This is a genomic window from Mycolicibacterium bacteremicum (genome assembly GCF_002086115.1).
Lineage (GTDB): Bacteria > Actinomycetota > Actinomycetes > Mycobacteriales > Mycobacteriaceae > Mycobacterium > Mycobacterium bacteremicum.
In genome coordinates this window covers 42,895-65,145 of record NZ_MVHJ01000014.1, presented here as the reverse complement: position 1 = coordinate 65,145, position 22,251 = coordinate 42,895, and the positions used below count along the sequence as shown (strand labels likewise).

21 protein-coding genes are annotated in these 22,251 nt (G+C 67.9%); 9 read left to right on the top strand and 12 right to left on the bottom strand.

Annotated features, from left to right (window positions below):
• Positions 1-43: 43 nt before the first annotated feature.
• Positions 44-790 carry a phytanoyl-CoA dioxygenase family protein gene (locus tag BST17_RS17550; RefSeq protein WP_083060171.1) on the top strand — a complete coding sequence of 249 codons (747 nt, stop codon included), beginning with the start codon at positions 44-46 and terminating at the stop codon, positions 788-790.
• On the opposite strand, the gene BST17_RS17545 is transcribed toward BST17_RS17550, so the two are convergent.
• The 3 genes from BST17_RS17545 to BST17_RS17535 form a co-directional block, all read right to left on the bottom strand.
• Entirely contained in the window at positions 784-2,445 is a 1,662-nt protein-coding gene (locus BST17_RS17545) for an HNH endonuclease signature motif containing protein (RefSeq protein ID WP_083060170.1), read from the bottom strand. The genes BST17_RS17550 and BST17_RS17545 overlap by 7 nt on opposite strands.
• Positions 2,446-2,523: 78 nt before the next feature.
• A complete protein-coding gene (locus BST17_RS17540; protein WP_083060169.1) occupies positions 2,524-3,567 on the bottom strand; it encodes an Rv2578c family radical SAM protein in 1,044 nt (347 codons plus the stop codon).
• A 109-nt stretch (positions 3,568-3,676) separates the two neighbouring features.
• Positions 3,677-4,120, bottom strand: a complete 444-nt coding sequence (locus BST17_RS17535) for an Rv2576c family protein (protein ID WP_207573663.1) — start codon at positions 4,118-4,120, stop codon at positions 3,677-3,679.
• A gap of 230 nt (positions 4,121-4,350) precedes the next feature.
• Here BST17_RS17535 and urtA point away from each other — a divergent pair, with 230 nt between their 5' ends.
• From urtA to urtE, 5 genes are read left to right on the top strand one after another with little or no spacing between them, the layout of a single operon-like run.
• Positions 4,351-5,613 (top strand): urea ABC transporter substrate-binding protein, encoded by a 1,263-nt coding sequence (gene urtA / locus BST17_RS17530; protein ID WP_083060167.1) that lies wholly within the window; start codon positions 4,351-4,353, stop codon positions 5,611-5,613.
• Between the two features lie 34 nt (positions 5,614-5,647).
• Positions 5,648-6,532, top strand: a complete 885-nt coding sequence (gene urtB, locus BST17_RS17525; RefSeq protein WP_083060166.1) for an urea ABC transporter permease subunit UrtB — start codon at positions 5,648-5,650, stop codon at positions 6,530-6,532.
• Positions 6,529-7,653, top strand: coding sequence for an urea ABC transporter permease subunit UrtC (gene urtC / locus BST17_RS17520; protein WP_083060165.1), 1,125 nt, complete (start codon positions 6,529-6,531; stop codon positions 7,651-7,653). Before urtB ends, urtC begins: the two co-directional genes overlap by 4 nt.
• Entirely contained in the window at positions 7,650-8,480 is an 831-nt protein-coding gene (urtD, locus tag BST17_RS17515; protein ID WP_083060164.1) for an urea ABC transporter ATP-binding protein UrtD, read from the top strand. Before urtC ends, urtD begins: the two co-directional genes overlap by 4 nt.
• Positions 8,480-9,172: an urea ABC transporter ATP-binding subunit UrtE gene (urtE, locus tag BST17_RS17510; RefSeq protein WP_083060163.1), complete on the top strand. Its 693-nt coding sequence runs from the start codon at positions 8,480-8,482 to the stop codon at positions 9,170-9,172. Before urtD ends, urtE begins: the two co-directional genes overlap by 1 nt.
• On the opposite strand, the gene dtd is transcribed toward urtE, so the two are convergent.
• Entirely contained in the window at positions 9,173-9,604 is a 432-nt protein-coding gene (gene dtd / locus BST17_RS17505) for a D-aminoacyl-tRNA deacylase (RefSeq protein ID WP_083060162.1), read from the bottom strand.
• A gap of 22 nt (positions 9,605-9,626) precedes the next feature.
• Here dtd and BST17_RS29680 point away from each other — a divergent pair, with 22 nt between their 5' ends.
• A complete protein-coding gene (locus BST17_RS29680; RefSeq protein ID WP_234807714.1) occupies positions 9,627-10,145 on the top strand; it encodes a hypothetical protein in 519 nt (172 codons plus the stop codon).
• A 19-nt stretch (positions 10,146-10,164) separates the two neighbouring features.
• Here the strand turns inward: BST17_RS29680 and hisS are convergent, their stop codons facing one another.
• Both hisS and BST17_RS17490 read right to left on the bottom strand, forming a co-directional pair.
• A complete protein-coding gene (hisS, locus tag BST17_RS17495) occupies positions 10,165-11,424 on the bottom strand; it encodes a histidine--tRNA ligase (protein ID WP_083060161.1) in 1,260 nt (419 codons plus the stop codon).
• Positions 11,421-12,089 carry an MBL fold metallo-hydrolase gene (locus BST17_RS17490; protein WP_083060160.1) on the bottom strand — a complete coding sequence of 223 codons (669 nt, stop codon included), beginning with the start codon at positions 12,087-12,089 and terminating at the stop codon, positions 11,421-11,423. Before BST17_RS17490 ends, hisS begins: the two co-directional genes overlap by 4 nt.
• A gap of 120 nt (positions 12,090-12,209) precedes the next feature.
• Between BST17_RS17490 and BST17_RS17485 the strand changes: the two genes are divergently transcribed.
• Together BST17_RS17485 and BST17_RS17480 are read left to right on the top strand one after the other, a co-directional pair.
• On the top strand, positions 12,210-13,085 hold the full coding sequence (locus BST17_RS17485) for a peptidylprolyl isomerase (protein WP_083060159.1): 876 nt from the start codon (positions 12,210-12,212) through the stop codon (positions 13,083-13,085).
• Positions 13,086-13,101: 16 nt separating this feature from the next.
• Positions 13,102-14,073 (top strand): peptidylprolyl isomerase, encoded by a 972-nt coding sequence (locus tag BST17_RS17480; protein ID WP_083060158.1) that lies wholly within the window; start codon positions 13,102-13,104, stop codon positions 14,071-14,073.
• A gap of 10 nt (positions 14,074-14,083) precedes the next feature.
• Here the strand turns inward: BST17_RS17480 and BST17_RS17475 are convergent, their stop codons facing one another.
• The 6 genes from BST17_RS17475 to yajC form a co-directional block, all read right to left on the bottom strand.
• Positions 14,084-16,438, bottom strand: a complete 2,355-nt coding sequence (locus BST17_RS17475; RefSeq protein ID WP_083060157.1) for a RelA/SpoT family protein — start codon at positions 16,436-16,438, stop codon at positions 14,084-14,086.
• Positions 16,439-16,472: 34 nt separating this feature from the next.
• Positions 16,473-17,024, bottom strand: a complete 552-nt coding sequence (locus BST17_RS17470) for an adenine phosphoribosyltransferase (RefSeq protein ID WP_083060156.1) — start codon at positions 17,022-17,024, stop codon at positions 16,473-16,475.
• A complete protein-coding gene (locus BST17_RS17465) occupies positions 16,994-18,625 on the bottom strand; it encodes an ABC transporter substrate-binding protein (RefSeq protein WP_083060245.1) in 1,632 nt (543 codons plus the stop codon). Before BST17_RS17465 ends, BST17_RS17470 begins: the two co-directional genes overlap by 31 nt.
• 11 nt (positions 18,626-18,636) lie before the next feature.
• On the bottom strand, positions 18,637-19,857 hold the full coding sequence (gene secF, locus BST17_RS17460) for a protein translocase subunit SecF (protein ID WP_083060155.1): 1,221 nt from the start codon (positions 19,855-19,857) through the stop codon (positions 18,637-18,639).
• A 4-nt stretch (positions 19,858-19,861) separates the two neighbouring features.
• Positions 19,862-21,685 carry a protein translocase subunit SecD gene (gene secD, locus BST17_RS17455; protein WP_083060154.1) on the bottom strand — a complete coding sequence of 608 codons (1,824 nt, stop codon included), beginning with the start codon at positions 21,683-21,685 and terminating at the stop codon, positions 19,862-19,864.
• A 79-nt stretch (positions 21,686-21,764) separates the two neighbouring features.
• On the bottom strand, positions 21,765-22,118 hold the full coding sequence (gene yajC / locus BST17_RS17450; RefSeq protein WP_083060153.1) for a preprotein translocase subunit YajC: 354 nt from the start codon (positions 22,116-22,118) through the stop codon (positions 21,765-21,767).
• Positions 22,119-22,251 lie beyond the last annotated feature (133 nt).

The window sequence follows — 22,251 nt, the reverse complement described above, 5'->3', positions numbered from 1 at the left end:
AATCCGCTTGTAACGGCGGCGCCGGTCCGGTCACCATGGCCACATGCTTGATATCGACCGGTTCATCGCCGACGGCTTCGTCAAGATCGAGTCGGCCTTCGACCGCGATCTCGGCGTGCAGTGCCAGCAGCAGCTGTGGCGGACCATCGGGTTGACCCCGGCCGACCCGAGTGCTTGGACCGAATCGCTGGTGCGGGTGACCAGCATGGCCACGCCGGAATTCACCGCCGCCGCCAACACCGACACCCTGCACGCCGCCTACAACGCCTTGGTCGGCACCGGCCGATGGCGGCCTCGACTGGGACTGGGCACCTTTCCGCTGCGCTTTCCCAGCACCGAACCGGCCCGCGAGGCGGGATGGCATGTCGAAGCATCCTTCTACGCCGAGGACGGCATGCGGCTGAGCCTGCGCTCTCGCGGCCGCGCCTTGCTGATGCTGTTCCTGTTCTCCGATGTCGGCCCGGACGACGCACCGACCGAGATCCGGGTCGGCTCGCATCTGGCGGTCCCTTCGGTGCTCGCCCGCTACGGACCCGAGGGCGCGCCGTGGATGTCGGTCTGCGAGCAGGTCGTCCCGGCCACCGAGGGGTGTCCAGTCGTCCAGGCCACCGGTCACATCGGCGATGTGTACCTGTGCCACCCATTCCTCGTCCACACCGCGACCGAGCACCACGGCAGCGTGCCGCGCTTCATGGCGCAGCCGCCGCTGGAGCCCACCGGCGAGCTCGACCTGGAAGCCGACGAGCCGAGCCCGGTGGCCCGGGCGGTGTTGCAGGGACTGCGTCAATAGGGCGGCGGGTCGCTGTCGAGGGCGATCTCCAGTGCGTTGCGGACGCGTTCGGCGTTGATGCGGTATTCGCGGTCCTGTTGTCGGGTGCGTTGTCGGGTGGGCAGGGTGGGTTCGCGGTTGTCGTGGTCGAGGAGGCTGATGTGCCTGGTTCTCGGGATCTCGGTGGCAAAGGCCTTGTGCGGAAACAGGACTGGCCCCAGGGGTCTGGTGGTGTAGGTGTGGCCGGTGGGTGCGGTCCAGGTCGTTGAGCCGTCCGTGTGGGCGGTCGGGGTCCAGCCGATTTTGAGGGTCTTGATGAGGTGATGTTCGCGGCAGTACGGTCGCAGGTTCCCCGGATGGGTGGCGCCGGCGGGCCAGGGGGTGAGGTGGTCGAGATCGGCTTTGTGGGCGGGGCGCCCGCAGCCGGGAAAGGCGCATGTCATCGAAGTCATCCGGACGAAGGCGCTGAGTTTGGCGGAGGGCCGGTAGCGGTTTTCGGCGCCGAGATCTGACGGGCTGCTGATGGGCCGGATGGTGGCGCCGGTGGTGATGAGTTCGGTGAGCAGGTGGGCGGGGATGATGGCGCCGTCCAGGGAGATGCCGGCCCCAGCGCCGGGCCTGGTGGACCGCGCCGCAGGTGCGGCGGGCCGTGCGTGCGCCGCGGGCGCGGCGGGTGATTTCGGCTCGGCTGCAGGGTCGTCGGCAGGAGCGGGTTCTTCGGCCGGGGGCTGTTGAGCCGCGGCCGGTTTCTCGGCTGACTGGCTCTCATCAGATTCATCGCCCGGCCCCCCATCGGGTTCGACCGGTCCGGGCTGGGGTCCGCCATCCGGTCCGGGCCCCGTCGCGGGCTCGGAGCCCTGTCCGGTGTCGGGGCGCTGACCGGTGAGCACGTAGATGGTGACCGCACCCGCACGTGGGTCTTTGCCCGACCCGGCGCAGGCGGGGTCCCCGCACAGGCAGGTCAACCGGGTCCCGCCGGCCATGACGGCGGCCACGGCATCGGCGCGGCGCTCCCGTTTCGTGCGCGGATCATTGGCGCAGACACCGTCGGCCAACTCGTCGGCGCGGGCCTCGGTGATCTTGGCGTCGGTGGTGCGCATCCGTCCCCAGAAGGACACGATCCCGTCGGGGTCATCCTTGTCACCGAATTCGATGTAGCGGTCCTTGGCAGCAGCCTTGGACCGGATGACCGCCAGCGGATCGTATTTGTGGACCCAGAAGTCGACGGCCGCGGTCAGCGCGTTCTCCGACAGCATGCCGAACCCGTGGGCGTTCTCGGCGATCCCGGCATCGATCGAGGCCAACGCGTCAGGATCGGTGACCAGATGGGTGCGCCAGGTGATCGCACTGATCACCTTGGCCGAGATCGCCCCGGTGCCGAAGACGGCCGCGGTCTGCGGGAGCCGTTCCCGCAACGCCACCCCAATGCGCATCTGGGTGTTGGCGGCGTGGGGGCCGAGGTTGCAGGCCGCGCCGACCTGGGCCTTGGCCTGGGCCCAGCCGTCGATCAATCTCAGGGCGGACTGTTCGTCTTCGTCCTCGCACCAGCGGGCGGTGGCCTCGGCGATCAACGCCAACCGGCGCGCCGCGGCCGCGGCCTCGGCCTGCGTCTCGGCGGTGATCGCGGACGTCAGCGCCTCGTCACTGAGCTCGCGTAACGACGAACGTTCGAACATGTGTTCTATGGTACTCGCGATCCCGACAAGTCCTTCCAGCCGCGAAAACCGCTGGTCAACGCCGCGCGGGCGGGAATGTCAGAACAGGGTGGGGTGCGCCCGTGGCGTGACTTCGGAGGAAACGGCACCGGCGCGGGCCGGCGGCGGCGGTGCCGACATGGCGACACGCGCCGACCGCCCGGTCAAGCCGTACCGGGCCAGCAACGGGGCCGCCCTGGTACGAAGTTCGTCGCGATAGTCCGGCGGCAGATAGGCGCCGCGTCGGTACAACCGCCGGTACTCGAAGACGTGCTCGGGATAGGTGCGCTCCAGCCACTGCATGAACCACCCGCGCGTCGACCCCCGCAGATGCAGCCCGAACACCGTCGCGCTGGTAGCGCCGGCCTCGGCAATCTGGCACAACAACGCGTCGAGGTGTTCCACGGAGTCGGTCAGCCGGGGCAGCACCGGGGCGACCATCACATGGCAGTCGAGCCCCGCATCCCGAATCGCCGAGATCAGCGAGAGCCGCGCCTGCGGCGACGGTGTGCCCGGCTCGATGACCCGCTGCAGTTCCGGGTCGCCGATCGCCAGCGAGATCGACACGCCGGCTCCGGCCCCGTGGTGCGCCGCGTCGGCGATCAGCGGCAGGTCGCGGCGCAGCAACGTGCCCTTGGTCAGGATCGAGAACGGCGTGCCGGACTCGGCCAGCGCTCCCAGGATGCCCGGCATCAGCCGGTAGCGCCCCTCGGCCCGCTGATATGGGTCGGTGTTGGTACCCAGCGCCACCGTCTCCCGGGTCCACGACCGCCGGCGCAACTCCCGCGAGAGAACTTCGGCCACATTGGTTTTCACCACGATCTCGGAGTCGAAGTCCGATCCGGGATCGAAGTCCAGGTACTCGTGGGTGGGCCGGGCGAAACAGTACCGGCAGGCGTGCGAGCAACCGCGATACCCGTTGACGGTGTACCTGAACGGAAGCATCGACGCATCGGGCACCTTGTTCAACGCCGACTTGCACAAAATTTCGTGGAAGGTGATCCCGTCGAACTCCGGCGTGCGCACACTGCGGACGAAGCCGAGGCGGGCCAGACCCGGCAGCGCGCCGTCGTCGACTCGTACTCCCTGACCGTCCCATCGCATGGCTCCATCGAACAATTGTTCGACCGTCGCTGTCAAGTCCCGATACGACGAACGACCGCCCCGCCGATTTGGCGGAGCGGTCGTCCCGGAGCCTTACGGAGCTAGCGACCTACCACTGGGTGCCCTGGCAGGTGACGCTGTACGGGTTGTCCGCGGCGGCGATGACCTGATCACCGACGGCGATGTCGCAGTGCGCGTTGGGCGGGCCCACACTGCCCTTCGTGGTGCTGCTGACCTGCAGGATGGCCCACTGCGGGTCGGCGAGCGTCGTCTCGAAGACCCACGGCGCGCCGGGTGAGACGGTGATCGTCTCGCGCTTGGCGTAGGCGTACGCATCGGCGTTGTAGGCCTCCATGCTGGGCGGCTGGGCCGTCAGATAGAACACCTGGAACTGGTAGGGCGCTCCGGTGGCAAGCGTGTAGCGGACCAGCTGACCCTCCGGCTCGGCGTTGGCAGTCGCCGGACCGAACGCGAGGGCGGCACCCGCCAGGAGGGCGGCCGCGCCCGCTGCTGCACCTACGTTTGCCCCGATTTTGCTCGTAGCTTTTCGCATGACCGTCACATCGCCGGACGCTACCGGATCGTTACAACCGCCTCGTCAGACCCGTACAACAGGCCCGCGTACCCGGTGAATCGCCAGAAAACACGGATTGAGCAACAGGTTAATTTGTTCGTCACATAGAGAAATTTCACAGAAACCTGGTGCCCCTAACGTGCCGATTCGACACCCGTACGGGTCCGAAAGTTCCGCGCATACAGCAGAACTCGAACGAAAGGCCGTAGATGCCACTTCCTCGCCCGACGTCCAAGCGATCGTTTCTGCTAGCGGGAAGCGTCGTGGTCACGGCGTCGATGCTGCTCTCCGCGTGTGGCAGCAAGGCCACCGACGAGGGCGGCAGCGCCGCGGCGTCCTGTGTCGACACCTCCGGCGACACCATCAAGGTCGGCTCGCTGAACTCGCTGTCGGGCACCATGGCCATCTCCGAGGTCACCGTCCGTGACGCCATCAAGTTGGCCGTCGACGAGATCAATGCCGGCGGCGGGGTGCTGGACAAGCAGATCGAACTGGTCGGCGAGGACGGCGCGTCCGAGCCGACCGTCTTCGCGGAGAAGGCCCAGAAACTGATCAACAGCGACTGTGTGGCAGCGGTCTTCGGCGGCTGGACCTCCTCGAGCCGCAAGGCGATGCTGCCGGTGTTCGAGGACAACAACTCCCTGCTCTACTACCCCGTGCAATACGAGGGCCTGGAATCCTCCCCCAACATCTTCTACACCGGCGCCACCACCAACCAGCAGATTGTCCCCGCGCTGGACTACCTCAAGGAGAAGGGCACCAAATCCCTGTATCTGGTCGGCAGCGACTACGTCTTCCCGCAGACCGCCAACCGGATCATCAAGGCCTACGCCGAGGCCAACGGCATGGAGATCAAGGGCGAGGACTACACGCCGCTGGGCTCGACGGACTTCTCGACCATCATCAACAAGGTCCGCACCGCCGATGCCGACGCGGTGTTCAACACCCTCAACGGTGACTCGAATGTCGCGTTCTTCCGCGAGTACAAGAACGTCGGGCTCACCCCGCAGGCGATGCCGGTGGTCTCGGTGTCCATCGCCGAGGAAGAGGTCGGCGGCATCGGTGTGCAGAACATCACCGACCAGCTGACGGCCTGGAACTACTACCAGACCATCGACACCCCGGTGAACAACGCGTTCGTGGCCGCCTACAAGAAGGCCTACGGCGAGAACAAGCCCACCTCGGATCCGATGGAGGCCGCCTACGTGTCGGTCTACCTGTGGAAGAACACCGTCGAGAAGGCAGGGTCGTTCGACGTCAAGGCAATTCAGGACAACGCCGGTGGCGTCAGCTTCGACGCCCCCGAGGGCAAGGTGACCATCGACGGCGAGAACAACCACATCACCAAGACCGCGCGCATCGGGGAGATCAAGCCCGACGGCCTCATCTACACGGTCTGGGAGTCACCGGCTCCGATCGAGCCGGACCCGTTCCTGAAGTCCTACCCGTGGGCCGCCGGGCTGTCCGGCTGACCGGGGCGAGCGAAGCGACGGGGAATTAGACGGTATGGATGTCCTCATCGGACAGCTGGCAACGGGATTGAGCCTCGGCTCGATCCTGTTGCTCGCTGCACTCGGCCTGTCCCTCACGTTCGGTCAGATGGGCGTCATCAACATGGCGCACGGCGAATTCATCATGGCCGGCTGCTACACGACGTTCGTCGTTCAGCAGATCATCTCCAACGCCGGTGCCTCGCTGCTGATCTCACTGATCGTCGGCTTCGTCATCGGCGGCCTGTTCGGTGTGCTGCTGGAGGTCACCCTGATCCAGCGGATGTATCACCGCCCGCTGGACACCCTGCTGGTGACCTTCGGTGTGGGACTTGTGTTGCAGCAGTTGGCCCGTGACATCTTCGGCGCGCCGGCGGTCAACGTCATAGCCCCGTCCTGGCTGTCCGGTGGCTTCGAGATCTTCGGCGCCGTCGTTCCCAAGACCCGCATCTTCATCCTGGTGTTGGCGGTCGCCTGCGTCACCGCGCTGGCCATCGCACTCAAGGCCAGCCCGATGGGCCGGCGGATCAGGGCGGTGGTGCAGAGCCGCGATCTCGCCGAAACCAGCGGTATCTCGTCGCGCAAGACCGATATCACGACGTTCTTCATCGGCTCCGGTCTGGCCGGGGTCGCCGGGGTGGCGCTGACGCTGATCGGTTCCACCAGCCCGACCATCGGCCAGGCCTATCTGATCGATGCCTTCCTGGTGGTCGTGGTCGGCGGGCTCGGCCAGATCAAGGGCACCGTGATCGCCGCGTTCGGTATCGGTTTCCTGAACTCGGTCATCGAGTACAACACCACGGCGTCGCTGGCCAAGGTGATTCTGTTCGTGATCATCGTGATCTTCCTGCAGGCCCGCCCGCAGGGCCTGTTCACCGTCCGGACAAGGAGTCTGGTGTGAAAACGATCCTCGGACGTTGGCAGACCTGGGCCGGTTTCGGCATCGCCGCGGTGCTGCTGTTCGGTGTGGCACCGGCGGCGTTGTCCACCTTCCGGCTCGGACTGCTCGGCCAGTTCCTCTGCTACGCGATCGTCGCGGTGGGCATCGGACTGGCCTGGGGCCGCGGCGGCATGCTGGTGCTCGGCCAGGGCGTGTTCTTCGGTATCGGCGGCTACATCATGGGCATGCACCTGAAGATCGCCGACGCCCAGATCGCCGGCAACGACGTGCCCGACTTCATGCAGATCCAGGGTGTGCGTGAACTACCCGGCTTCTGGGCGCCGTTCGCCTCGCCATTGGTGACGCTGGTGTCGATCGTGGTGATTCCCACCGCGATCGCGGCCCTGCTGGGCCTCGGCGTCTTCAAACGCCGCGTCAAGGGGGCGTATTTCGCGATCCTGTCCCAGGCACTCGCGGCGGCACTGGCCATCCTGCTGGTCGGCCAGATGAGCCTCGGCGGGTCCAACGGCCTCAACGGATTCCGGACGTTCTTCGGATTCCGCCTCGCCGACCCGGCGAACAAGCAGATGCTGTACTTCATCGCCGCGGGCACCCTGCTGGTGGTCGTCGCGGTGGTGCGCCAGCTGATGCAGAGCCGCTACGGCGAACTGCTGGTGGCGGTGCGCGACGGTGAGGAGCGGGTCCGGTTCCTGGGCTACGACCCGGCCAACATCAAGGTCGTCGCCTACACGACGGCGGCGTTGTTCGCCAGCATCGCCGGAGCCTTGTTCGCACCCATCGTCGGTTTCATCAGCCCGTCACAGGTCGGCATCCTGCCCTCGATCGCCTTCCTGATCGGGGTGGCCATCGGCGGACGCACCACGCTGCTGGGCCCGGTGCTGGGGGCCATCGGCGTGGCATGGGCACAGACGCTGTTCTCCGAGCAGTACCCCTCCGGGTGGATCTACGGACAGGGACTGCTGTTCATCCTGGTCGTCGGGTTCTTCCCGGCCGGCCTCGCCGGACTCGCGGTCTTCCTGCGCCGCAAGCGCAAGGGCAAGCCGGATGACGAGCCCGAGCCCGTCCTGGAGTCCGACCCCGATCCCGAACCGGAACCCGAGAAGGCCGGAGCCACCGCATGAGCACTCTGACCGAGAACCACCCGGAGCCGGCCGCGGGCGGTAACGTCGGTATGGGCACCCAATACCTCGAAGTACGCGGTCTCACCGTCGATTTCGACGGGTTCAAGGCCGTCAGCGATGTCGATCTGACGCTGTTCCAGGGCGACCTGCGCTTTCTCATCGGCCCCAATGGCGCCGGCAAGACCACCGTCATCGACGCGATCACCGGCCTGGTGCCCGCCACCGGATCGGTCAGCAAATCCGGAGTGGAACTGCTGGGCAAGAAGGTGCACCAGATCGCCCGCAACGGTGTCGGGCGCACCTTCCAGACCGCGACGGTGTTCGAGCAGCTGACCGTGCTGCAGAACCTCGACATCGCCGCCGGGGCCGGCCGCTCGGCCTGGACGCTGCTGCGGCGGCGCGCGGGCATCCTGCCCTCGATCGAAGAGGCGCTGGAGACGACGGGTCTGGCCGCGCTGGCCGACAAGCCCGCCGGGGTGTTGGCGCACGGGCAGAAGCAGTGGCTGGAGATCGGCATGCTGCTGGTGCAGAACGCCGACGTGCTGCTGCTCGACGAACCGGTCGCCGGGATGAGCCACGAGGAGCGTGAGGAGACCGGAAATCTGTTGCGGCGCATCGGCGGTGAGCGCACCGTCGTGGTCGTCGAACACGATATGGACTTCATGCGGGCATTTGCCACCTCGGTGACGGTGCTCGCCCGCGGTCAGGTGATCGCCGAGGGTTCGGTGGCCGAGGTCCAGGCCAACCCCAAGGTGCAGGAGGTGTACCTCGGTACCGCGGCAGCCGGCACCGAGGGTGTGCCCGACGAACTGAAAGAGGAGGCCTGATGCTCGAGCTCGTCGACGTCCGCAGCGGCTACGGTCGCTCGGAGGTCATCCACGGCGTCAGCCTCGAGGTGCCCTCGGACGGGGTCGCCGCGGTCATGGGGCACAACGGTGCGGGCAAGACCACGCTGCTGCGCGCCGCGGTGGGTCTGCTGAAATGCAGTGCCGGCACCGTGCTGTTCGACGGCGAGGACATCACCAAGCTGCGGCCCAGCGCCCGCGTCGCCCGCGGCATCGCCTATGTGCCGCAGGGCCAACAGTCCTTCGGTCAGCTCACCACCGCGGAGAACCTGCAGGTGGTCGCCGACGGCCGGAAGAACGGCAAGGCACTCATCGATGAGCAGCTCGACCTGTTCCCCGCGCTCAAGGAACTGCTCACCCGGCGCGCCGGTCTGCTCTCCGGCGGCCAGCGCCAGCAGCTCGCGATCGCCCGCGCGCTCATCACCACCCCCAAGTGCCTCATCCTCGACGAGCCGACCGAGGGCATCCAGCCCTCGGTGGTGCACGAGATCGAGGAGGCCATCACCGCGCTGACCCAACGGGGCGACCTGGGGGTGCTGCTCGTCGAACAGCACATCGGATTCGCGCTGGAATCCGCGCAGCGCTACTACATCCTGGAGTCCGGCCGGGTGACCTCCAGCGGCACCGGTGGCTCATCGTCGGAAGCCGAAGTGCGCGCGGCGATGGCGATCTAGTCAGAGCTCCAGCAGTACTGTCACCGGGCCGTCGTTGACCAGCTCGACCTGCATGTGCGCGCCGAACGTCCCGGTCTGCACGAGAGCCCCGAGACCGCGCAGCGCATCGGCGAAGGCGTCGACCAGCGGTTCGGCCACCGGCCGCGGGGCGGCGGCATTCCAGGACGGCCGCCGTCCCTTGACGGTGTTGGCGTACAGCGTGAACTGACTGACCACCAGGATCGGCGCACCGACATCGGCGGCGGCCACCTCGTCGTCGAGAATGCGCAGGCGCCAGAGCTTCTCGGCCATCTTGGCGGCCAGCGCCGCATCATCGGTGTGGGTGATGCCGACCAATGCCAGCAGGCCCTGGCCGGCGGGGCTGATCTCCCCCACCGTCGCGCCGTCCACGGTGACCCGTGCCGAACTCACCCGTTGCACCAGAACTCGCATCCCCCGACCCTAGAGTGTGTCCATGATGCGCATCATCGCCGAGCACGGCGGTCTGGTGGTGGCCGAGGACGGCTGGGACGTCATCGTCATCGACCGCGGCAACGGCGCGGGCGAGATCACCGCGTTCGTCCTGCTGATCGTCACCCTGGTATTCGGCGGATTCGGCGCGTTGGTGTTGCTGACGCCGATCGGTGTGCCCGGCATCATCGGCGCCGCGCTGTTGGCCGTCGGATTGGCCACCGGTGCAAGCCTGTACGCGATCCTGCGCAAGCTCCGCGGCGCGCGCGACGCCCCACTGGACACCTGCACGCCGGTCGCGGTGTTCGACCGCGAGCAGCGCACCTATCGCGATGTGACCGGACGGCTGACACCGCTGGACCGGATCCGCATCCACCGGCAGATGCAGCTGGCGTCGAGCTCACCGAAGCTTGTCGTCACCACCCCACACGGAACCGATGTGCTCAAGCGCGCCAACCCGTTCGGCGGCGGGATGGGCGACCTCGACACGGTGCTGAACTACGCGGTGTTCGGCGCACCTTAGGAGAATGCTCGCCGGGAACTCAGCTGAGCCGGGAGAGCACCTCGGCCACCACGTCGGCGGCCGCCACATCGGTCTGCTCACCGTTGGACAGATCCTTCACCCCGATCGTGCCCGCCTCGATGTCGCGGTCACCGGCCACCAGCGCCAGTCGCGCACCGGAGCGGTCGGCACCCTTCATCGAGGCCTTGAGGCTGCGGTCGCCGTAGGCGAGGTCGACCCGGACACCGTTGGCCCGCAGGGTCGCCGCGACTTTGGCCAGCTCGAGCTTGGCCGTCTCCCCCAGCGGCACGCCATAGACGTCGACGCGGCTCGAAGCCCCGACCGCCCTACCCTCGGCCCGCAGCGCCAGCAGGGTGCGATCCACCCCGAGGCCGAATCCGATACCGGAGAGATCCTGTCCACCGAGCTGACGCATCAGTCCGTCGTAGCGTCCACCGCCGCCGATCCCGGACTGCGCGCCCAATCCGTCGTGCACGAATTCGAACGTCGTCTTGGTGTAGTAGTCCAGGCCACGCACCATCCGCGGGTTCACCACATACGGCACGCCCAGGGCGTCCAGGTGCGCCAGCACGGTGTCGAAATGCGCCTTGGCCACCTCGGACAGGTGGTCGAGCATCAGCGGGGCATCGGCGGTCATCTCGCGCACGTGCGGGCGCTTGTCATCGAGCACCCGCAGCGGGTTGATCTGCGCGCGACGGCGGGTGTCTTCGTCCAGGTCCAGCCCGAACAAGAAGTCCTGCAACAGTTCCCGGTACTGCGGTCGGCAGGTGTCGTCCCCCAGGGAGGTGATCTCCAGGCGGAACCCGTCCAGGCCCAGGGCCCGGAATCCGGTGTCGGCGACGGCGATCACCTCGGCATCCAGCGCGGGATCGTCGATCCCGATGGCCTCCACCCCGACCTGCTGCAGTTGCCGGTACCGGCCGGCCTGCGGACGCTCGTAGCGGAAGAACGGACCCGAATAGCACAGCTTGACCGGCAGCGCGCCGCGGTCCAGGCCGTGCTCGATGACGGCGCGCATGACACCGGCGGTGCCTTCGGGGCGCAGCGTCACCGAACGTTCGCCGCGGTCGGCGAAGGTGTACATCTCCTTGCTGACCACATCGGTGGATTCCCCGACACCACGGGCGAACAACGCGGTGTCCTCGAAGATCGGCAACTCGACATCGCCGTACCCGGCGCGCCGCGCAGCACCCAGCAGACCGTCACGCACCGCGACGAACGCCGCGGAGTCGGGCGGGAAATAGTCGGGAACGCCCTTGGGCGCGCGAAAATCAGTCACAGAACCAGGCCTTCGAGAAATGGATTGGTACGGCGCTCGACACCGATCGTGGACCGCGGGCCGTGCCCCGGTAGTACCACGGTGTCGTCGTCGAGCACCATCAGTTTCGTCATGATCGAGTCGATCAGGGAGTTGCCGCTCCCCCCGGGCAGATCGGTGCGGCCCACCGAGCCCTGGAAGAGGGTATCGCCGGTGAACACCTGACCCGGGACCCGGAAACATACCGATCCGCGGGTGTGGCCCGGCGTGTGGTCCACAGTCACCCGCAGCGCACCGAGATCGAGCACCTCGCCGTCGGTGCCCAGTTCGACGAGCTGGCGCGGCTCGGCGAACACCGCACCCACCGTCAGCCGGCCGAGTGTGCCCCACAGCCCCTTCGTGGTGAGTCCCTTGACCGGGTCGCTGAGCATCGCCCGGTCCGCCGGGTGGATGTACACCGGGCAGCCGTAGCGGTCGGCCACCTTCTGCGCCGACCAGATGTGGTCGATGTGACCGTGGGTCAGCAGCACCGCGGCCGGGGTGAGCCGGTGCTCGTCGAGGATGCGCTGCAACCGCGCCGACGCGGACTGCCCCGGGTCGACGATGACGGCGTCGGCCCCGGCATGCGGCGCCAGCACATAGCAGTTGCACGCCAGCACCCCCGTCGGGAATCCGGTGATCAGCACCCGGCCAGTTTCCCATGTCCACTCAACCGACCGGTACTCGCGCGGGTCGCCCGGGCCACACTCAGAAACGCCTGGCACACTCGTTGCCGACGTGTTCGGCTAAACAGGAGGACAACGGCGGTGCCGACCAACGAACAGCGACGGGCAGCGGCCAAGCGCAAGCTCGATCGGCAACTCGAGCGCCGGGCAGCGCGAGCCAAGCGGCAGCGGCTGCTCACCATCATCGCCTCGGTGACCGGGGTGGTCGTGGTGGTCGGCGCGGTGGTGGCCACCGTCGTCATCACCAACAAGGACTCCGACACCACCGCCTCGGCCTCCACCACCAGCAGCGTCGATCCCAATGCCCCGCAGCCCGTCGCCGACGGCAAGCTGCCCGCGTTCGCCGCACCGGCCGGGCTCGGCCAGGACTGCCAGTACCCGGCGGCCGGGACGGCCAGCAAGCCGGTCAACCCGCCGCGCACCGGCGCCATCCCGATGGACGAGGCCGAGGTCAGCATCAGCATGGCGACCGACCAGGGCAATATCGGCCTGCTGCTCAACAATGCCCAGGCCCCGTGCACGGTCAACAGCTTCGCCAGCCTGGCCCAGCAGGGCTTCTTCAACGACACCCCGTGCCACCGGCTGACGACCAGCGACAGCCTGTCGGTGCTGCAGTGCGGTGACCCGACCGGTCAGGGCACCGGCGGCCCGGGCTACCAGTTCGCCAACGAGTACCCGACCAACCAGTACCAGCCGGACAACCCGGCACTGCAGCAGCCCGTGCTCTACCCGCGCGGCACGATCGCGATGGCCAATGCCGGCGCCGGCACCAACGGCAGCCAGTTCTTCCTGGTCTACAGGGATTCACAGCTGCCGCCGGAGTACACCGTGTTCGGCACCATCGACGACACCGGTCTGGCCACGCTGGACAAGATTGCCGCGGGCGGGGTCGCCGGCGGTGGTCAGGACGGCGAGCCCGCGACCAAGGTGATGGTGAAGACCATCGCGGTCGACTGAGCCGCCGACCGACCCGATGAGCGTCCCGCCGCCGTACGGCTACCCGCCGCCGCAGTACGGCTATCCGCCGGCTGCCCGGCCGACGAACTCGCTGGCGGTGGCGGCGCTGATCTGCGGCATCCTGGTCGCCCCGCTGGGCATCGTGTTCGGGCACATCTCGCTGCACCAGATCAAGCGCACCGGCGACGAGGGCCGCGGCATGGCCATCGCCGGGCTGGTGCTCGGCTATCTGTTGACGGTGTTCGGGGTGCTGGTCCTGATCATCGCGATCATCGCGACCCGTGCGGTGGTCGAGGACATCCGCAACTACAACCCGTCCTCACCCGGGTATTCCGCCGACCCGGCCCTGGTCGAACCGCTGCCGGAGTTCAAGCCGCCGGCCACCCTCGGGTCCAACTGTCAGTATCTGCAGACCCCGGAGAAGGCCACCCGGCCGGTGGACCCGCCGCGGATGGGTCGGGTCCCGACGACACCGGCGACCGTCGAGGCGGAGATCAGCACCGATCAGGGCTTCATCGGCCTGCAACTCGACAACGCCCAGGCCCCGTGCACGGTCAACAATTTCGCCAGCCTGGCCGCGCAGGGTTTCTTCGACGGCACCACCTGCCACCGGCTGACCACCAGCGCCGAACTGGGGGTACTGCAGTGCGGTGACCCGTCCGGCACCGGTACCGGGGGGCCGGGCTACCAGTTCCCCAACGAGTATCCGACGAACCAGTTCCGGCTCACCGACCCCGCGATCCGCACCCCGCTGCGCTACCCGCGCGGCACGCTGGCGATGGCCAATGCCGGCCCCGGCACCAACGGCAGCCAGTTCTTCCTGGTCTACCAGGATTCCCAGCTGCCACCGACGTACACGGTGTTCGGCAGCATCGACGCCTCCGGCCTGGATGTGCTCGACGAGATCGCCGGCGCCGGCGTGGCCGACGGCAGCGACGACGGCGAACCCGCGACGACGGTGACCATCGAATCGGTCGTGGTGCAGTAACCGCATGCCGTCAGGCCGCGGACGTCACCCGGTACACGTCGTAGACGCCCTCCACATTGCGCACCACATTGAGCACGTGACCCAGATGCTTGGGGTCGCCCATCTCGAAGGTGAAGCGACTGATGGCCACCCGGTCGTTGGAGGTGGTCACCGACGCCGACAGGATGTTGACCTTCTCATCGGCCAGCACCCGGGTCACATCGGAGAGCAACCGATGCCGATCCAGCGCCTCCACCTGGATGGCCACCAGGAACACCGAGGACGGCGACGGCGCCCAGTTCACCTCGATGAGGCGCTCGGACTGCTCCTGCAGTGACGCCGCGTTGGTGCAGTCGGTGCGGTGCACGCTGACACCGCCACCCCGGGTGACGAAGCCCATGATGGTGTCACCGGGCACCGGCGTGCAGCACTTGGCCAGCTTGGTCAGCACCCCGACCGCGCCGGGTACCGAGACACCGACATCATCGCTGGTGCGCTGGCGCACCGGCATGGTGGCCGGGGTCGACCGCTCGGCGATCTCGTCCTCGGCCTCCTCGTCACCACCGAACTGGGCCAGCAGCCGTTGCACCACGTGCCGAGCCGAGGTGTGGCCCTCGCCGACGGCGGTGTAGAGCGCCGAGACGTCGGCGTAGTGCAGCTCGCGGGCCAGAGTGGCCATCGAGTCGGCACTCATCAAGCGCTGCAACGGAAGTCCGCCGCGGCGGACCTCCCGCACGATCGCGTCCTTGCCGGCCTCCAGTGCCTCCTCGCGGCGCTCCTTGGCGAACCACTGCCGGATCTTGGCCTTCGCGCGCGGGGAGACCACAAAGGTCTGCCAGTCCCGCGACGGCCCGGCATTGGCCGCCTTGGAGGTGAAAACCTCGACCTGGTCCCCGTTTTCGAGCTTGCGTTCCAGGGCGACGAGCCGGTGGTTCACCCGGGCTCCGATACAGCGGTGGCCGACCTCGGTGTGCACGGCGTACGCGAAGTCGACCGGGGTGGACCCGGTGGGCAGCGTGACGACATCCCCCTTCGGGGTGAACACGAAGATCTCCTGCACCGCAAGGTCGTAGCGCAGCGACTCCAGGAACTCACCGGGGTCGGCGGCCTCCCGCTGCCAATCGAGAAGCTGGCGCATCCAGGCCATCTCGTCGATCTCGGCGGCGGTGTGCCCGCCAGGAACCCCGTTGCGACCCTTGGCCTCCTTGTACCGCCAGTGCGCGGCGATGCCGAACTCGGCGGTGTCGTGCATGTCGTTGGTGCGGATCTGCACCTCCAGCGGCTTGCCCTCCGGCCCGATGACGGTGGTGTGCAGCGACTGGTACACCCCGTAGCGCGGTTGGGCGATGTAGTCCTTGAACCGGCCGGCCATCGGTTGCCACAGCGAATGCACCACACCCACGGCGGCATAGCAGTCCCGCATGTCGTCGCAGAGGATCCGGACGCCGACCAGGTCGTGGATGTCGTCGAAGTCGCGGCCCTTGACGATCATCTTCTGATAGATCGACCAATAGTGCTTGGGGCGGCCCTCGACCGTGGCGTTGATCTTCATGGCCGCCAGCGATGAGCCGATCTCGGCGCGCACCCTGGCCAGGTAGGTGTCCCGCGAGGGTGCCCGGTCGGCCACCAACCGGACGATCTCCTCGTAGCGCTTCGGATGCAGAATTGCGAAGGACAGATCCTCCAGCTCCCACTTCACCGTCGCCATACCGAGGCGGTGGGCAAGCGGGGCAATGACTTCCAACGTCTCGCGGGCCTTGCGGGCCTGCTTCTCCGGCGGTAGGAAACGCATGGTGCGCATGTTGTGCAGCCGGTCGGCGACCTTGATCACCAACACCCGCGGGTCGCGCGCCATCGCGATGACCATCTTGCGGATGGTCTCGCCCTCGGCGGCGTTGCCGAGCGCGACCTTGTCCAGCTTGGTCACCCCGTCGACAAGATGGCCGACCTCGCTGCCGAAGTCGGTGGTCAGTTCCTCCAGCGAATAGCCGGTGTCCTCGACGGTGTCGTGTAGCAGGGCAGCCACCAGGGTCGTGGTGTCCATGCCGAGTTCGGCCAGGATGTTGGCCACCGCCAGCGGGTGGGTGATGTACGGGTCACCGGAGCGACGTAGCTGATCGGCGTGCCGCTGTTCGGCGACATCGTAGGCGCGCTGCAGGATCGCCAGATCCGCCTTCGGATGGAACTGGCGGTGTACCGCGACCAGCGGTTCCAGCACCGGGTTGACCAGACTGCGCTGAGCGGTCATCCGGCGGGCGAGCCGGGCCCGCACCCGGCGCGAGGCGCTGACCTTCGCGGTGTCCGGGGCCGCACCCTCACCTGACGGCGGGGTCTGGACCACCTGTCCGGTGCCGCCCGCAACGCTGTCTTCGCCGGCCACGTTCACCTCCTCGCCATCGTCTGGACTTCGAGGATATCCCTCAGCCCGTGATGAGACTGGTGACCGGCAGGGGTTGTACCGCTGCCCGTCCGTTCAGCCCCACCAGCTCCAGCACCACCGCGGCGCCGGTCACCCGGGCCCCGGCCTTCGCCAGCACCTGGGCGGCGGCGACCAGTGTCCCTCCGGTGGCCAACACATCGTCGATCACCAGAACGCTGCGGCCTCTCAGATCGATACCGTCGGCCGGGATCTCGAGGGTGGCCGAGCCATACTCCAGGTCGTAGGACACCGTGTGCACCGGGGGCGGCAGCTTGCCGCCCTTGCGGACCGCGAGCACGCCGGTGCCCCGGCGCAACGCCACGGCCGCGCCCAGCAGGAAGCCGCGGGCGTCCACGCCGGCGATCAGATCCGCGCCGTCGGCCGCCTCGGCCAGCGCGTCGGTCAGCACCGCCAGTCCCTGCGGGTCGGCCAGCACCGGGGTGAGGTCCTTGAACTGCACCCCCGGGCTCGGGAAATCGTCCACCTCACGGGTGAGCCGATTGATCAGCGCGGCGGCATCACTCACGAGAGCGTCCAACGGTCCATGTTCCATCCTGCTCCCCATCGGGTCGGATTGCTGCTGACGGCTCCCACCGCCTTGGCGGTCAGCAGGGTGCGCTGCTGACGGTACAGCGGCAGCGTCGGTAAGTCCGCCCACAGGATGGGGCCGCTCTCGCCGAGCAGCCGCGCGAGTTCCTTGGGATCGGCCGTCACCACCAGTGCGTCGATGATGCCGTCGATGCGCTCGTTGCTGTAACCGGACAGGTTGTTGCCGTTGCCGGTGTGAAGGTCATAGGCGTCGAGTGCGGACGATCCGGTCGAACCGCTGCCGACCGCACCACCGGTGCTGGCGATCAGGACATCGACGGTGTTGTCCCGCAGGCTCTGCGGGCCCACCGCGTCGCCGGCGGCGTCGGTGACAGTGATCCCGGCCGGCGCGCAGGCCTGGGCGATGGATCCGACGGTGGCGGCCAGGCGGGGGTTCGGGCTCTGGTAGCCGATCCGCACCGTCAGCGGCTGATTGTTCAGCGCCAGTCGCGCTCCCCCGATGTCGGGCACCACGAACTGGTTTGCCGCACCGGCACTTTCGGCGGCCGAGAGGGCGTCCTCGGTGGTCGGACTGAGCCGGGCGTTGGCGATAGGCACCTGCGCGTTGCGGGCGATGGTCTCCCGCGGGGTGCACAACGACAGGGCGCGGCGGTTCGGCGGCGCGGCCATCACCCCCTGCGCCGAGAAGATCAGCTGTTCGATACCGGCCGATGCGGTGTCGGTGCGGGTGAATCCGGCGGGCAGGTTCAGCGTCCCCGAGGACCCGGCGGAGATGTCGACGATGTCGAAGGAGCCGTTGTTGATCCGGTCCTGGATGTCGGCACCGCGCGCCCATACCGTCACCCGCGGCGTCACCGGCTTGGCGCCCCACCACTTGTCGTTGGCGACCAACACCACTGCGCCGTCGCCGTCGACCGAATCCACCTTGTACGGGCCCGAGGACGGCAGCTTCTTCACGTCGACGTCGGAACCGAGGTTCCAGGTGGTGTTCCATGCCGCCGCGATACGGTCCAGCGCCGGCAGATCCGGTGTCTGTACCGCGCGGGTCACACCGCCCTCGCCGAGGCCCAGTTCGTCGGCCAGCACATGGGAGGGCAGCATCGCGGTGGCTCCGAAAAGCTGGCCGTAGTCCACGATCCCGCGGTCCTGGGCGAAGGTCACCCGGGCCTTCTTCTGCCCGGGTACGCAGTCGACGCCGGCGATGTCGCGGTAGCCGGCGGTGCTGGCCGCGTCGAAGGCCGGGAACCGCCCGGACTGCGCGGCCCAGGTGAGCACCATGTCGTCACAGGTGATCGGCTTGCCATCGGAATAGACCGCGTTGGCGTTGATCTCGTAGTCCAGGATCAACGGGGCCCGGCCGACCACCGCCACGGTGCCGTAGTCGCGGTCGCTGACGGTCTGTCCGTCCGGACCGCGGTAGGTGAAGCCGGTGAGCACACGGGCGAAGGCCTGCGGACCACCCGAGGCCGCACCGCTGACGGTGTTGGTGTTGTAGCTGGTGAGCCTGCCGTCGACGGCATAGTCGATGACGTCGTCGGAGCCCGCCGAACACCCGGCCAGCACCAGCGACACGCACGCTGCCACCGTGCCGGCCCGGACGGTCATGCTGCCGGGCACTACGGCCGCCGTTTGCCCGACGGTCGATTGGGCCGCAGCGGCTTGGCACCGGGTGCGGGCTTGTCCGGTGCCGGACCCGCGGGCGTGCTTACCTCGACGACATCCTCGGCGCTGTCCTCGACATCGTCGACATCGGCGTCGGCGTCGGTGCCGCTCTTGGCCGCCACCGCGGCTCGGCGCCGCTGCACCTTGCGGGTGTGGTTGCGCACCACCTCGGTGCGCTCACGCAGGCTGACCAACAGCGGGGTGGCGAAGTAGATCGAGGAGTAGGTTCCGACCAGCACGCCGACCAGCTGCACCAGCGCCAGGTCCTGCAGCGTGCCCACACCCAGCAGCCACACCGCGATCACCATCAGCGCGATGATCGGCAGCGCCGAGATGAGGCTGGTGTTGATGGACCGCATGAAGGTCTGGTTGACCGCCAGGTTGGCCTGTTCGGCGAAGGTCCGCCGGGTGGTGTGCTCGAATCCGTCGGTGTTCTCCTCCACCTTGTCGAACACGATGACGGTGTCGTAGATGGAGAAGCCCAGGATGGTGAGCAGTCCGATGACGGTGGCCGGGGTGACCTCGAAACCGACCAGCGCATAGACGCCCGCGGTGACTATCAGGTCGAAGAACATGGCCGCCAGGGCCGCCAGCGCCATGTACCGCTCGTAGCGCACCGTGATGTAGATCGAGACCAGCACCAGGAACACCACCAGCGCGATCAGCGCCTTCTGGGTGATCTGGCCGCCCCAGGTGGATGACACCGCCGAGTCGCTGATGGCCTGGATGCTGGGCTGGCCGTCGGTGCCCTTCGGTGCGAACGCGTCGAACAGCGCGGCGCGCAGCTTCTCGGTGTCCTCGTTGCTCAGTGTCTCGGTGCGGATCTGCACGGTGGCCGACGGACCGTTGCCGACGATGACGACGGTCTCGGGGGCCTGGCCCATGGCCTCGCTGTAGACGGTCTCGACCTGCTCGGAGGTGGCCTGCCCCTTGGCGCCGTCCACCGGCATGGAGACCTTGGTGCCGCCCTCGAAGTCGATACCGAAGGAGAATCCGCGGATCAGCATGGCCAGGATCGAGATGGCGACGATGACGCCGCTGACCGCGTACCAGAGCTTGCGCTTACCGATGACCTCGAACGCCCCGGTGCCGGTGTAGAGGCGGACGAAGAAGCCGTGCGACGGCTGGCCGGCTCCGGCGGCCGGGGTCGCTTCGGGTGAATGCTTGGCCGACATCTGACTAACCCCGTCCTGTCGTGGGCGCGGCACGCCGTTCGCGGGCGATCTGCTGGACCGCGCCGAGGCCGTTGTAGGACGGCTTGGCCAGCGTTGCGGACTTCGATGACAGGTAGACCAGCGGCCAGGTCACCAGGAACACGACCAGCACGTCGAGAATGGTGGTCAGGCCCAGCGTGAACGCGAAGCCCTTCACCTGGCCGACGGCCAGCACATAGAGCACGGCGGCGGCCAGGAAGGTGACCGCGTTGCCGGACAGGATGGTCTTGCGGGCACGTGCCCAACCGCGCGGTACCGCCGACCGGAAAGAGCGGCCCTCCCGGATCTCGTCCTTGATGCGTTCGAAGAACACCACGAACGAGTCGGCCGTGGTGCCGATACCGATGATCAGACCGGCGATACCGGCCAGGTCCAGCGTGTAGCCGATCCATCTGCCGAGCAGCACGAGCAGGGCGTAGACCATGGCGCCGGCCAGCACCAGCGACAGCGCGGTCAGCAGTCCGAGCACCCGGTAGTAGAGCAGCGAGTACAGCAACACCAGCGCCAGCCCGACCGCGCCGGCGATCAGACCTGCCTTGAGCGAGGTCAGACCCAGTGTGGCCGAGACAGTTTCGGCTTCCGACGACTCGAAGGACAGCGGCAGTGAGCCGTACTTGAGCACGTTGGCCAGCTCACGGGCCGAACTGTCGGTGAACTGCCCGGTGATCTGGGTACGCCCGCCGGGGATGGCCTCCTGGATCTCGGGGGCACTGACCACCTGCGAGTCCAGGGTGAATGCGGTCTGGGTGCCGACGTTGGCCGCGGTGAAATCGGCCCAGGTCTTGGATCCCCCGCTCTTGAACTCGACGTCGACGACGTAGTCGCCGCGCTGCTGATCCAGCCCGGACCCAGCGGTCTGGATCTCCTCGCCGCTCATGATCGACTTGTCCAGCAGATAGACGGTGTTGTGGTCGGTCGAGCAGGTGACCAGGGGCAGGTTCGGGTCGTCATTGCCGGCGAGCACATCGTCCTCGTCGCAGCGGGTCGCCTGGAACTGCAGGGCCAGCAGCTGGATGCTCTGATCGGTGCTCTGGCGCAGCTGCTTCTCGTCGGCGATGCGCTGGGCCAGCGAGGCATCGTCGTCGGGGGTGCCGGGCGCCTCGGGCGCGCCGGGAGCGGGTGCCGCGGGGGTGCCCGGGGCAGGCGCTTCGGGTCCGCCGGGCGCCGGTGCCGGGGTCGGCGTCGGAGACGGCGGCGGCTCCAAGGGGTAGGGCCTGGGTTGAGCGGCCGGCGGTGCGGCCGGATCACCGGGCTGACCGGGAGTGCGGATCGGCGCCTCGGGCTCGGCCGGCGCGATCAGTGGCGGCAGGCCCGGGTCCATGCCGGGTGGCATCCCCGGGAGTTGACCGCCCGGCGGCAGACCCGGTGCGCCCTCCTGCCCGGCCGGCGGCTGTTCACCGGCGGGCTGGGCGGGCATCGCGTGGATGACGGGGCGGATGTAGAGACGCGCCGTCTGTCCCAGGCTGCGCGCCTCGGTGCCGTCGTTGCCCGGCACCGTGATGACCAGGTTGTCGCCGTCGATGACGACCTCGGAACCCGACACGCCGAGACCATCGACGCGGGAGCTGATGATCTCCTGCGCCTGCAGCAAGGCATCCCGGGTGGGGCGGGAGCCGTCGGGGGTGCGGGCGGTCAGCGTGACACGCGTGCCGCCCTGCAGGTCGATGCCGAGCTTGGGCTCGGGCTTCTTGTCCCCGGTCAGGAAGACCAGCAGATAGACACCGACGAGGAGCGCCAGGAAGAGCGACAGATAGCGGGCAGGGTGGACCGGCGCCGAAGACGAAGCCACGGTTCTAGGGTCTCCTCGAAACGATCAGGACGGCGTTGACAGGTGGTGCGCTACCGGGAGGGTACGCGGTGACCCTGGTTCAGTTGCTGTCAGTCTTGGGTGTCGGACGGTCGGTGAGTTCGACGGCGCCCGACTCTTCGTCGAGATCCAGCTCGTCATCGTCCTCGTCGTAGTCCGACTCTTCGATGCGGTCGCGGATGGCCAGCTTCATCCAGGTCGTCACCACACCGGGAGCGATCTCCAGGTCGACGTAGTCGTCGGTGATCCCGGCGATGGTGCCCTGCAGACCGGATGTGGTGTGCACGCGGTCGCCGACCGTCAGCGAGTTGTGCAGGTCGATGGTGGCCTGCATGGCCTTCTTCTGACGACGCGACGCGAAGAACATGAAGGCGCCCAAAATGATGAAAAGGGGCAGGAAAACGACGAGATCCATGAAACTGCTGTCCTTCGCGGTTGTTCAGCGGGTACGGCACACCAGTGTGCCATCACCGACCCCCACGATTTGCCGGTCACCCCGCCAACCCGCTCCGGACCGACGGAAATCGTGGCACAATGGCGACCAATGC

Excerpts from the sequence above, each read along its gene's own strand:
- BST17_RS17465 (WP_083060245.1), bottom strand. The coding sequence starts at position 18,625 with ATGACCGTCCGGGCCGGCACGGTGGCAGCGTGCGTGTCGCTGGTGCTG.
- urtD (WP_083060164.1), top strand. The coding sequence starts at position 7,650 with ATGAGCACTCTGACCGAGAACCACCCGGAGCCGGCCGCGGGCGGTAAC.
- urtB (WP_083060166.1), top strand. The coding sequence starts at position 5,648 with ATGGATGTCCTCATCGGACAGCTGGCAACGGGATTGAGCCTCGGCTCG.
- yajC (WP_083060153.1), bottom strand. The coding sequence starts at position 22,118 with ATGGATCTCGTCGTTTTCCTGCCCCTTTTCATCATTTTGGGCGCCTTC.
- urtE (WP_083060163.1), top strand. The coding sequence starts at position 8,480 with ATGCTCGAGCTCGTCGACGTCCGCAGCGGCTACGGTCGCTCGGAGGTC.
- secF (WP_083060155.1), bottom strand. The coding sequence starts at position 19,857 with ATGTCGGCCAAGCATTCACCCGAAGCGACCCCGGCCGCCGGAGCCGGC.
- BST17_RS17470 (WP_083060156.1), bottom strand. The coding sequence starts at position 17,024 with ATGGAACATGGACCGTTGGACGCTCTCGTGAGTGATGCCGCCGCGCTG.
- dtd (WP_083060162.1), bottom strand. The coding sequence starts at position 9,604 with ATGCGAGTTCTGGTGCAACGGGTGAGTTCGGCACGGGTCACCGTGGAC.
- BST17_RS17550 (WP_083060171.1), top strand. The coding sequence starts at position 44 with ATGCTTGATATCGACCGGTTCATCGCCGACGGCTTCGTCAAGATCGAG.
- BST17_RS17535 (WP_207573663.1), bottom strand. The coding sequence starts at position 4,120 with ATGCGAAAAGCTACGAGCAAAATCGGGGCAAACGTAGGTGCAGCAGCG.
- urtA (WP_083060167.1), top strand. The coding sequence starts at position 4,351 with ATGCCACTTCCTCGCCCGACGTCCAAGCGATCGTTTCTGCTAGCGGGA.
- BST17_RS17545 (WP_083060170.1), bottom strand. The coding sequence starts at position 2,445 with ATGTTCGAACGTTCGTCGTTACGCGAGCTCAGTGACGAGGCGCTGACG.
- BST17_RS17540 (WP_083060169.1), bottom strand. The coding sequence starts at position 3,567 with ATGCGATGGGACGGTCAGGGAGTACGAGTCGACGACGGCGCGCTGCCG.
- BST17_RS17480 (WP_083060158.1), top strand. The coding sequence starts at position 13,102 with ATGAGCGTCCCGCCGCCGTACGGCTACCCGCCGCCGCAGTACGGCTAT.
- BST17_RS29680 (WP_234807714.1), top strand. The coding sequence starts at position 9,627 with ATGATGCGCATCATCGCCGAGCACGGCGGTCTGGTGGTGGCCGAGGAC.